Here is a 10,578-nt window from a genome sequence, read left to right as displayed (position 1 = left end):
AAACCCCAGCTTGCAGCACGTGCTGCAAGCTGGGGTTTGGCATTGAAAATTGACTACCGAAGCTTAATAATCGTCGCTTGCTTTCTTCTTCAAATCGCCGTTTTTCACCTGTTTGATGAGCTGCAACCAGCTAAAAGGGTTCAGCAACGGGTTGTTGCTGTAGGGGTTTGGCGCGGTGCCCATGCGGCGCTCGAAATTGTACTGCTGCTGCGACATGGTCTGGCGGAAGTTGGCCGTGGCACCCATCGGCTGGCTGTTGAGGATGCGCCGCATCAGGTCGGCGTTCAGGTTGTCGGCGGCCGATGAGCCTTCCGTACCGGCGGGCTTCATGGCCAGGAAGGCGCGCTTGAAGGCTTGCTCAGTGGTGTAGGGGAATACCCGCACCTCGGGCAGCACGGCAGCATCTTCCTTGAGCGAGATAATAACCGAGAAGCTTTGGCGCTGATAATCAGTCGGAATAACCACAGTCTGGTTGCGATAGCCGAGCGAGCGTATCACGATGCTGTCGCCGGCCAGCACGGCCATCGAGAAGTAGCCGTAGGCGTTGGTGGTGGTGCCGCGGCCAGCTTTGGGCACGTACACCGACGCGCCCGGCACGCCCAGCAGGCTGTCGCCGCTCGCCACGATGCCCGTAAACTGCACGACCTGGCGCTTGCCCTGGGCGAAGGCCCGCGGGACGGCCAGCATGCCCGTGAGCACTACCAGGCTCAGCATCAATAAGAAACGACGACTATTCACGAAAGGATGGTGGGGCTTGATTCAGGTAAAGCAAAGATACGCAGCCGCCCGGCGCGGGGGCCGTACTTTTGGGCTCGTAAAGCAGCCAGGCGGCTTCTCACAACGGCAGATGCGCGTAAAACATTTCTCCGTTGCATTTGGGCAACAACTTTTCAAGGCGCTCGGCGACGAGAGCCGCGTCCGCATCCTGCATTTGCTGTGGCGCAACCAGGAAATGGTGGTCGGCGACCTGGAGCAGGTGCTCGATTTCACCCAAACCAAAACCTCGCGGCAGCTCACGTATTTGAAAAATGCCGGGCTGGTGGGTTTTCGCCGGCTCGACAACTGGATGTTTTATTTCCTGAAAGAAGAGACAACTGAATTGCTGCAGCAGTTGCTTGGCTACATGGAGCGCGATGCGCAGTTGCTGCGCGACCAGCAAGTGTACCAAACCCTGTGGAGCAACCGCGAGCTGGCCGCGTATAAAATTCAAAACCGCCGCTGGCTGCCGGAAGCCGGGTAGACGACTCAACTTATGATAGCGCACCACCTATTCGTTTGCACCAACCAGAAGTCGGAAGTCGGCGACGACCTGGCCAAAGCCCTCAAAAAGGAGCTCAAGGCGCAGGGCCTCAAAACCGTCGTGGCCGACGGCCAAAAGGCCCACAACCGCGTGCAAACTTGCAATTGCCTCGACCTTTGCAAGCACTGTAAAAAAGGCCCCGGCGCGGCTGTAGTGGTGTACCCCGAAGGCATTTTCTACGGCAACGTGCGACCCAAAGACGCCGAGCGCCTGGTACACGAGCACTTGGGCAAAGGCCGGTTGCTGACTGACTTGTTGCTCCGCGAGTTATGAGTTCTGAGTCGGGAGTTTTGAGTTGGCTGACTAAGGCCGCCAAAATTCCCAACTCAAAACTCAAAACTATGAACTCAAAACTCCCCACCGTGAAGCCCTACCGCCACCTATTTTTTGACCTCGACCACACGCTGTGGGACTTCGAAGCCAACGCCCACGAAACGCTACATCAGCTCTACCTCGATTACGACCTGGGGCGGCACGGCACGTTTTCGTTCGAGCAGTTCAACAGCCGGTATAGCGAGGTCAACCATGCGCTCTGGCGACTGTACCAAGCCAATAAGGTGACGCAGAAGCAGCTGCGCGAAACCCGCTTTCTGCGCACGCTTACCAAGCTGGGCGTGGCCGAGGCGGATATTCCGGTGGATATTTCGGCGCGGTTCACGGATATTCTGCCGTATAAATCGGCCGTTTTTCCGCACACGCACGAGGTGCTGGGCTATCTGCAAGGCAAGGGCTACGTGCTGCATCTCATCACCAATGGTTTTGAGGATGTGCAGCGTATCAAGCTCGTTTCGTCGAAGCTAACCGACTACTTCCAGGAAGTCATTACCTCCGAAGCCAGCGGCTGCCTCAAGCCCGACCCACGCATGTTTGCCCACGCCCTGGCCAAGGCCGGGGCCACCGCCGCCGAAAGCCTGATGGTGGGCGACAACCTCGAATGCGACGTGCTGGGCGCTTACAACGCAGGCATCGACCAGGTGTATTTCAACCCGGCGCGGCGGCGGCATTTCGCGCAGACTACTTATGAAATCGCCAGCTTGGATGAGTTGCGCGGCTTTTTGTAATTCGTTCATATACACTCGTCATGCTGAGCGTAGCGCAGCGGAGTCGAAGCATCTCTGCCGCTTCGTTGTTAGCATCAGAAATTACTGTGCTAAAGAGATGCTTCGACTGCGCTGCGCTCCGCTCAGCATGACAGTTAGTTTTGCATTTTATTTCTCTACCCTCCTCTCCACTACCCCATGGCCAACGCCTTTTTTCAAGTTCCCAAGCCCCTTAACGAGCCCGTGAAGGGCTACGCGCCCAACTCGCCCGAGCGCGCCGAACTGGTGAAAGAACTCAATCGCCTCAAGCAAACCCAGCAGGATATTGCCATGCACATCGGCGGGCAAGAAGTGCGCACGGGGCGCACTATCAGCCTGCACCCGCCGCACGACCACCAGCACGTGCTGGGGCAGTTTCACGAGGGCGACGCCAGCCACGTGACGCAGGCCATCGACGCGGCGCTAGCTGCCCGCCCGGCCTGGGCCAACATGCCCTGGCAGGAGCGCGCCGCCATTTTCCTGAAAGCGGCCGAGCTGCTGGCCGGCCCCTACCGAGCGCGCATCAACGCGGCTACCATGCTGGGCCAGAGCAAGAACGCGTTTCAGGCCGAGATTGACGCGGCCTGCGAGCTAATTGATTTCTTCCGGTTCAACGTGCATTTCATGCAGGAAATCTACCAGGTGCAGCCCGAGTCGGCCCCCGGCATGTGGAACCGCCTGGAGCACAGGCCGCTCGAAGGTTTCGTGTTCGCGCTCACGCCGTTCAACTTTACCTCCATCGCGGCCAACCTCTGCGCCGCCGTAGCCATGATGGGCAACGTAGTAGTTTGGAAACCAGCCTACCCGCAAATCTACTCGGCCCAGGTGCTGATGGAGCTGTTCGAGGAAGCCGGCGTGCCGGCGGGCGTTATCAACCTCATCTTCGTGGACGGGCCGGTGGCCGGCGACGTGATTTTCAAGCACCGCGATTTCGCGGGCATCCACTTCACGGGCTCGACCAAGGTTTTCCAAACCATCTGGCAGGAAATCGGACAGAACCTGCCCACCTACAAGTCGTACCCGCGCATCGTGGGCGAAACGGGCGGCAAGGACTTCATCGTGGCGCATCCCTCGGCCAAGGCCAAAGCGGTAGCGACAGGCATCGTACGCGGCGCGTTCGAATACCAGGGGCAGAAATGCTCGGCGGCCTCGCGGGTGTACCTGCCCAGCAACCTCGCCGACGAGATTCTGAACTACGTGAAAGCCGACCTGGCGACCGTGAAAATGGGTGACGTCGAAGACTTTACCAACTTCGTGAACGCCGTAATCACCGAAGCGAGCTTCGACAAGCTGGCGCGCTACATCGACGGGGCCAAGCAGGACGCGGACGCCGAAATCATCGCGGGCGGCGGCTACGACAAGTCGAAGGGCTACTTCGTGGAGCCGACCGTCATTGTGACCAAAGACCCCAAGTACACCACCATGTGCGACGAGCTGTTCGGCCCCGTCGTGACGGTGTATATGTATGACGAACAAGAATTTGAAGCCACCCTCGACCTCGTGGATTCGACCTCGCCCTACGCCCTCACCGGGGCCATTTTCGCACAGGACCGCTACGCCATCGACCTGGCTACCAAGCGCCTCGTGAACGCAGCCGGCAACTTCTACATCAACGACAAGCCCACCGGGGCCGTGGTGGGCCAGCAGCCCTTCGGCGGGGCCCGCGCCTCGGGTACCAACGACAAGGCCGGCTCGGCCCTGAACTTGCAGCGCTGGGTGTCGCCCCGCGCCATCAAGGAGACTTTCAACCCGCCCACGGAGTACCCCTACCCCTTCATGGGCGCGGAGCCGAAAGAGGATTTGAACCTGGATAAGGGTGGTTTTTAAGGGTTTGGCTGTTAGCCTTTAGCTACTGGCTATTGGCTTTCTTACTGACTGATAGCTGAATAAAAAAGGGAGGCCGGGCATTGCTGCCCGGCCTCCCTTTTGCGTGCTTATAGCCTGGTGTAGAGACGCATCTTTGCGTCTCGTCGTTGTTCGGCTTGTCTGACGTGAGACGCAAGGATGCGTCTCTACACCCACGCTACCGCTGCCCGACTACCGTAGCCGCTGCCTTAGGCGCCAGCGGCGCATCGCTGATTTCCTGGAACGTAACGCCCGAGGCTGAACGCAGCTTAATAGTAGTCAATGGCTTATTGGGAAAGAAGATTTCCGTCATCGTCGTCAGGCCCTGGTCGGCAAACAGCTCCACCGACGCGGCGTCGAAAAACAGCGTGAGCTCGGTACCGGCCGCCGCGCTCAGGCGCGGGGCCGTGGCGCGGCCCGTGAATTTGGGGCTGAAATCCTTCTGGCCGGCTTTGCTACGGTCGATGAAATACTGTTTTTTAGCTTGGTCGTAGCCCACTACCAGCTCCTCGCCGGCCGCGTTGCCCAGCAGCAGCTCGAAGCTGCCAAGCTGCGCGGTTTTGAGGGTGAGCTTGTGCTTGGCGGACGTGCTTTTGAGGCGGGTGGTAAGGTCTACCGTGTTTTTCACGGCCACGTTTTGCAGGGTGGTCGGGGCTTTGGCAATACTGGTCAGCTCGGCAGCGGGCTGCGAGGTGAGGTAGATTTCCGCGCCTTCCTGGCGCAAACCCAGCTCGCGCGGGATGGTCATGGCGCTGCGCCAGGGCGAGGTGGGCACCTGGTTGGCGTACTCCCAGTTGCTCATCCAGCCCAGGAAAATGCGGCGGCTGCCGGTGTTGGCGAACGTGACGCCCGCGTACTCGTCGGGGCCGTAGTCGGCCCACTTGGTTTTGTCGTTGAAAGGTGTAAAGGTCTTGCCATCAAACTGACCCACAAAGTACTGCGTAGCCGAGCCACCGTTGGGGCCGCCGGGGTTGAGGTTGACGATGAGCACCCAGTACTGCTTGCCCTTGAGCGTGAGTGGAAACAAATCGGGGCACTCCCACACGCCGCCGTGCGCGCCTAGCTTCTGGCCGAATTCGCTTTCCTTGGTCCAGTCCTTGAGGTTGGGCGACGAGAAGAACGTGATGCGGTCGAGGGTAGCCAGCGTCAGCACCCACTTTTGAGTGGCATCGTTCCAGCTCACCTTGGGGTCGCGGAAGTCCTTGATGCCGGGGTTCTTGAGCACCGGGTTCTGGGCGTATTTCTGCCAGGTTTTGCCCGCGTCGAGGCTGTAGGCCAGGCCCTGGGTCTGGTAGTTGTCGCGGCCGGCTTTTTCGCCCTTGGGCTCGTGGTAGGTGAACATGGCCACCATCGCATCCTTGCCAAAGCCGGCGGTGTTGTTCTTGTCAATCACGGCCGAGCCCGAGAAAATGTAGCCCAGGCTGTCGGGATACAGCGCGATGGGCTGCTCCTTCCAGGTCAGCATATCGGGGCTGGTGGCGTGGCCCCAGTGCATGGGCCCCCACACCATCGCGCCGGGGTAGTACTGAAAAAACAGGTGGTACGTGCCCTGGTAGTAGACCATGCCGTTGGGGTCGTTCATCCAGTGCGCGGCGGGCGTGAAGTGGTAGGCCGGGCGGTACTGCGGCGTGGCTGGCGGCACGGGCGCGGCCGTTTGGGCGAGGGCGGCCGAGGCCAAAAACGAGCAACTCAGCAGAGAGAGTAACTTCTTCATAAGCAAGAGCAAGGGTGGGGAATGAAAAACAAGTGCATAGCACACGCGCGGCGCTGGCCGCCGTTTAGCGCGCCGCGCGTAACGGCAGGCTGACCAGTGGGGTGAGTTTCCAAACTCACTGCCGCGTAGCGACAATAACGCCCGCCGAGCAGCACACCTCACTACGCGAGTCGGGAGACTCGCCCCACTGGTCGGCCTGCCGTTACGCGCGGCGCGCTAAACGGCGGCCAGCGCTTGCAGCGCGGCTACGTCGGCTGCCGTGATGACGGGCGTAGCGCCCTGGTGCGTGGCCACCAGCGCGCCGGCCGCGCAGGCAAAGCGCAGCATGGCCCCCGGCTCGTCGCCGGCCAGCCAGCCTTTGAGCAGGGCCGCCAAAAAGGCGTCGCCACTGCCGATGGTATCGCGCACCTCCACGGGCAGGCCGGGGGCCTGGTACATCTCGCCACCTTTCAGCAGCAGCGCGCCATCGGCCCCGCAGGTCACGCACACGGCTTGCAGGTTAAAGCGCTCGGCCAGCCAGCGCATGGCGGCGGGCCGGTCGGTGAGCTCGGCTTCGCCAAACCAGCCCATGATTTCGGCCAGCTCGTGGTGGTTCATCTTCACGAGGTCGGCTTTTTCGAGCAGGTATTTGGTTACCTCTTTCGTGTAGTGCGGCGGGCGCATGTTCACGTCGAACACCCGGTAGCGGGCGTGCTCCAGCAGGCGATAAAGGGTTTCGCGGGTGTTGGCCTGGCGGGCGGCCAGGCTGCCGAATACCAGCACATCGGCCTGGGCTACGAGCTGGGCCAGGGCTTCTTCGTACTGAATGTAGTCCCAGGCCACGGGCTGTACTATCTTGTACACCACCTCGTTGGCATCACCCACGTTGGCTTTCACCACGCCCGTGAGGTGGGTGTGGCCCCGCTGAATGTACTCGGTACTCAGGCTCTTAGACTCCACAAAATCGAGTAGCTCGCGGCCCAGCTCATCGTCGCCCACGCGGCTGATGAGCTGCACCGGCTGCCCCAGTTGGTGCAGGTGCACGGCCACGTTGAAGGGCGCGCCGCCCGGCTGCTTGCCGGTGGGCAGCATGTCCCAAAGTATTTCGCCGAAGCAGATGACGTTTTTCATATTGAGTTGCGGGTGTGAGTTGAAAGTTGGGCGCTTTTACGAGCGCTGGCCGCCGTTTAGCGCGCAGCGCGTAACGGCAGGCCGCCCAGTGGGGCGAGTCTCCCGACTCGCGTAGTGAGGTGTGCTGCTCGGTGGGCGTTGCTTGCCGCTGCGCAGCAGTGAGTTTGGAAACTCACCCCACTGGGCGGCCTGCCGTTGCGCGCTGCGCGCTAAACGGCGGCCAGCGCTTGCTTCGCTATGCTTGTGAGGGCAGACGATTTTAGTGCAGTACCAGCGCCTTATCGGCCGCCTCCAGGGTAGTACCTTTCGTTTCCGGCATCATTTTGAGCACGTAGAGCAGTTGCAGCACCATCATGCCCGCGAAGAAAGCAAACGTGTTGCCACCGCCCAGCTTCTCGGTGAAATACGGGAAGGTGAAGGTGATAATCACCGCCATAACCCAGTGCGTGGAGCTACCCAGCGCCTGCCCTTTGGCGCGCACCGCGCTCGGAAAAATCTCGGAGATAAACACCCAGATAACCGCGCCCTGCGAGAAGGCAAAAAACGCGATGTAGCCAAACAGTAGCACCGGCACCATGCCGAATTGCTGGCTATAAAAGGAGTACGCCACCAGCCCCAAAATCACGATAAGCCCCAGCGAGCCTATCAGCATCAGCATCCGCCGCCCAAAGCGGTCGATGATGTTGACGCCCAGCAAGGTGAAGATGAAATTGACCAGCCCCACGCCGGCCGAGGCCAGCAGAGCCGCGTCTTGCCCGCGCCCCGTCATTTCAAAAATGCGCGGCGCATAGTAGATGATGGCGTTGATGCCGGCCAGTTGGTTGAACATGGCAAACAGAATGGCTAGCAGCACCGGCCGCCGGTACTGCGGCGCCCACAGCGACTCACCGGGACCGGTTTCGGCGGCGTTAGCCACCAGGATGGTTTGCACGTTCTCATCGGCCGTGGCCGGGTCGATGCGCTCGAACACGGCGCGGGCGTCTTCGACGCGGTTGCGACGCAGGAGCCAGCGCGGGCTTTCGGGGATGCGGAACAGCAGCAGAAAGAACGCGATGGCCGGCACGGCCTGCACGCCCAGCATCCAGCGCCAAGCGTCTTCGCCGATGCCTTTGAGCAGGTAGTTAGACAGATACGCGGCCAGAATACCGAACACCACATTAAACTGGAACATGCCCACCATGCGCCCCCGCGACGCGGGCGGCGACACCTCAGAGATATAAAGCGGGGCCGTAACCGACGACGCGCCCACGCCCAGCCCGCCCAAAAAGCGGAACACCATAAACGGCACCCAGCTCGGCGAGAGCGCCGCCCCCACCGCCGACACGAGGTAGAGTATCGCAATCCAGCTAAGAGTAGTGCGGCGGCCCAGCGCATCGGAGGGCACGCCCCCAAAAATCGCGCCTATCACCGTGCCAATCAAGGCGATGGATATGGTGAAGCCGTGCTCCCAGGCGCTCAGGCCCCAGAGCTGCTGAATGGCCTTTTCGGCCCCGGAGATAACGGCCGTGTCGAAGCCGAACAGGAAGCCGCCCAGCGCCACGACGATGGACCAGAAGAAGACGTTATTTTTCATTGGGTAGTAGTGCTTAGAGTTCTCGGTAAGCGTGTTACCCCACCCCCGGCCCCTCCCCTCCGGGAGAGGGGAGCCGACCGCAAGCCAACGCTAGCAGCCGTGACCTGACGTCAGGCTCCCCTCTCCCGGAGGGGAGGGGCCGGGGGTGGGGTGAACGTGCTACCACCCATTATTCTGCTTATACAGACCCCGGCTCAAGTTAATCTGCGTGAGCGGGATGGGCAAATACTCATCGCGGCCAGCCGTGAAGTTAGCCGTGCTCAGGTACTGGCGCAGGTTTTTCTCCTTAGCAAAATAAGTGTTGAGCGTGGTGGCGGCGATGCCCCAGCGCGTGAGGTCGAAGAAGCGGAAGCCTTCCATCGCGAACTCCATACGGCGCTCGTAGCGCAGGGCCTCGCGGGCGTAGCTCTGCGTGAAGCCGGCCGAGGGGTAAAGGCCGATTTTGTAGTTGGAAGTGGCCAAGCCGTTGGCTTGCTTGAGCAGGCCGGTGCTGTTGAGGGCGCGGGTGCGAATCTGGTTGATATAGGGCAGCGCGTCGGCGGGGCGGTTCAGTTCGATGAGGGCTTCGGCCTTCCAGAGCAGCACGTCGGCGTAGCGGATGACGTTCCAGTTTTTCGACGAGCTCATGAAGGGCGGGTTTTTCTGGAAGCTCGGGTCGGTGGGCAGCACGCTCTCCTTCATTGAAAGGTTGTAGCCGTACACCTGCGGCACGCGCACCCACGACTGCTGAAACACGAAGTTGGGGTCGTACTTAAAGGGGTGGCCCACAATGGCTACCGTGTGGTCGAGGCGCGGGTCGACGGGATTGGCCAGGAAGTCGGCGGCCGTGGTGAGGTCGCCCGAGGTATTGTAGTCGTTGAAGCGCGGCAGGCCGGTGGTAGCGTCGGTCTTGAAGGCGTTTATCAGGTTTTGGCTGGGCTGGTGAAACGAGCAGCAGCCGTAATCCGGGTTCATGGGGTAGTTCAGCTCATTGCCGCGCTGGGTGCGGCCCTTGGCGGTACCGTCGTTGCGCGAAAACTGAATCTGGAACACCGACTCCGGCCCGTTGTCGCCGGTGCTCTGGAAGTTGGTGGCGAAGTCGGCGTTCAGCGCGTACTTGCCCGAGGCAATCACGGCATCGCAGAGCGAGTTTACTTCCGTCAGCTTGCTGGCGTCGATGCTCGTCACGGCGTTGTTAGTGCCCTGCACGTAAGCCTGGTAGAGCAGCGTTTTGGCCAGGTACGCCTGCGCCGCGCCCTTGGTAGCGCGGCCGATTTCCGACTGCGAGGCGGGCAGGTTGGCTACGCCAAAGCGGAAGTCGTCGGCGATTTTGGTCCACAGCTGGTCGTTGGTCAGCGTAGTGTTGCCCACCGTGCCTTCCTGGCCCGGCGTCACGGTTTCGTCGATGTAGGGCACAAACTTGAACACCGACTTCAACTGAAAGTAGAAGTGCGCGCGCAGAAAGCGCGCCTCGCCTTGGCGAATGGCCTTGGTGGGCATATCGGTGGCGCTCACGTTGTTGAGGCGGCGCAGCGCGTCGTTGGCCCGCGACACGCCGATGTACAGCAGCGTCCACAGGTCGTTGGTATTGCTGTTGTCGACGCGGTTGAACGAGAAGGTTTCGTAGAAGTGGAAGCCGTCCACGTCGGCCGTACCGCCGCCGCCCTTGTAGGCGTCGCCCGAGCGGATGTTGCCGTAGGGCCACATCGACGAGTAGGGGCAGTAGTACACGTCGTTGCCGAGCTGCGAATACGCCGCAATCACCTGCTTATCAATATTAGTGGGCGTATTGAGCTGGTCGTCGGTGAGCGTGCCCTTTGGGTCGACGTTCAGAAATTCCTTGTCGGAGCAGCCAAAGGAAGTAGTGAGCAGGCCGAGCGATAGGGCCGTGAGTTTAAGAAATTTCATATAGAGGGAAAATGGTGGGTGGGAGTAGCGCGGACTTTCAGTCCGCGAGTCTAGGCGCAGCCCTGGGTAG

At 60.9% G+C, this 10,578-nt stretch carries 9 protein-coding genes; 4 read left to right on the top strand and 5 right to left on the bottom strand.

Annotated elements, in window-relative coordinates:
- Nucleotides 1–63: 63 nt before the first annotated feature.
- Entirely contained in the window at nucleotides 64–738 is a 675-nt protein-coding gene (locus VFO93_RS03095; protein WP_325132851.1) for a carboxypeptidase-like regulatory domain-containing protein, read from the bottom strand.
- A gap of 109 nt (nucleotides 739–847) precedes the next feature.
- On the opposite strand from VFO93_RS03095, the gene VFO93_RS03090 reads away from it, so the two are divergent.
- From VFO93_RS03090 to pruA, 4 genes are all read left to right on the top strand, one after another.
- A complete protein-coding gene (locus VFO93_RS03090; RefSeq protein WP_325132850.1) occupies nucleotides 848–1,240 on the top strand; it encodes a metalloregulator ArsR/SmtB family transcription factor in 393 nt (130 codons plus the stop codon).
- 12 nt (nucleotides 1,241–1,252) lie between these two features.
- Nucleotides 1,253–1,573, top strand: a complete 321-nt coding sequence (locus VFO93_RS03085) for a (2Fe-2S) ferredoxin domain-containing protein (RefSeq protein WP_325132849.1) — start codon at nucleotides 1,253–1,255, stop codon at nucleotides 1,571–1,573.
- A 68-nt stretch (nucleotides 1,574–1,641) separates the two neighbouring features.
- Complete coding sequence (locus VFO93_RS03080) at nucleotides 1,642–2,361, top strand: YjjG family noncanonical pyrimidine nucleotidase (protein ID WP_325132848.1); 720 nt, start codon at nucleotides 1,642–1,644, stop codon at nucleotides 2,359–2,361.
- A gap of 177 nt (nucleotides 2,362–2,538) precedes the next feature.
- Nucleotides 2,539–4,206 carry an L-glutamate gamma-semialdehyde dehydrogenase gene (gene pruA, locus VFO93_RS03075; protein ID WP_325132847.1) on the top strand — a complete coding sequence of 556 codons (1,668 nt, stop codon included), beginning with the start codon at nucleotides 2,539–2,541 and terminating at the stop codon, nucleotides 4,204–4,206.
- A gap of 196 nt (nucleotides 4,207–4,402) precedes the next feature.
- Here pruA and VFO93_RS03070 read toward each other — a convergent pair whose 3' ends face one another.
- The 4 genes from VFO93_RS03070 to VFO93_RS03055 all read right to left on the bottom strand — a co-directional run bounded on the left by VFO93_RS03070 (nucleotide 4,403) and on the right by VFO93_RS03055 (nucleotide 10,508).
- The gene (locus VFO93_RS03070) at nucleotides 4,403–5,938 is read right to left on the bottom strand and encodes a glycoside hydrolase family 32 protein (RefSeq protein WP_325132846.1); all 1,536 of its coding nucleotides are present in this window, start codon (nucleotides 5,936–5,938) and stop codon (nucleotides 4,403–4,405) included.
- Between the two features lie 216 nt (nucleotides 5,939–6,154).
- Nucleotides 6,155–7,048, bottom strand: coding sequence for a carbohydrate kinase (locus VFO93_RS03065; protein WP_325132845.1), 894 nt, complete (start codon nucleotides 7,046–7,048; stop codon nucleotides 6,155–6,157).
- A 259-nt stretch (nucleotides 7,049–7,307) separates the two neighbouring features.
- Nucleotides 7,308–8,621 carry a sugar porter family MFS transporter gene (locus tag VFO93_RS03060; RefSeq protein ID WP_325132844.1) on the bottom strand — a complete coding sequence of 438 codons (1,314 nt, stop codon included), beginning with the start codon at nucleotides 8,619–8,621 and terminating at the stop codon, nucleotides 7,308–7,310.
- A gap of 159 nt (nucleotides 8,622–8,780) precedes the next feature.
- Nucleotides 8,781–10,508 carry a RagB/SusD family nutrient uptake outer membrane protein gene (locus VFO93_RS03055; protein WP_325132843.1) on the bottom strand — a complete coding sequence of 576 codons (1,728 nt, stop codon included), beginning with the start codon at nucleotides 10,506–10,508 and terminating at the stop codon, nucleotides 8,781–8,783.
- Nucleotides 10,509–10,578 lie beyond the last annotated feature (70 nt).

Source organism: Hymenobacter sp., from assembly GCF_035709525.1.
In the GTDB taxonomy this organism is placed as follows: Bacteria; Bacteroidota; Bacteroidia; order Cytophagales; family Hymenobacteraceae; genus Hymenobacter.
Note: the sequence above shows the minus strand (reverse complement) of the source record. Positions and strands in the feature narration are given on the sequence as shown.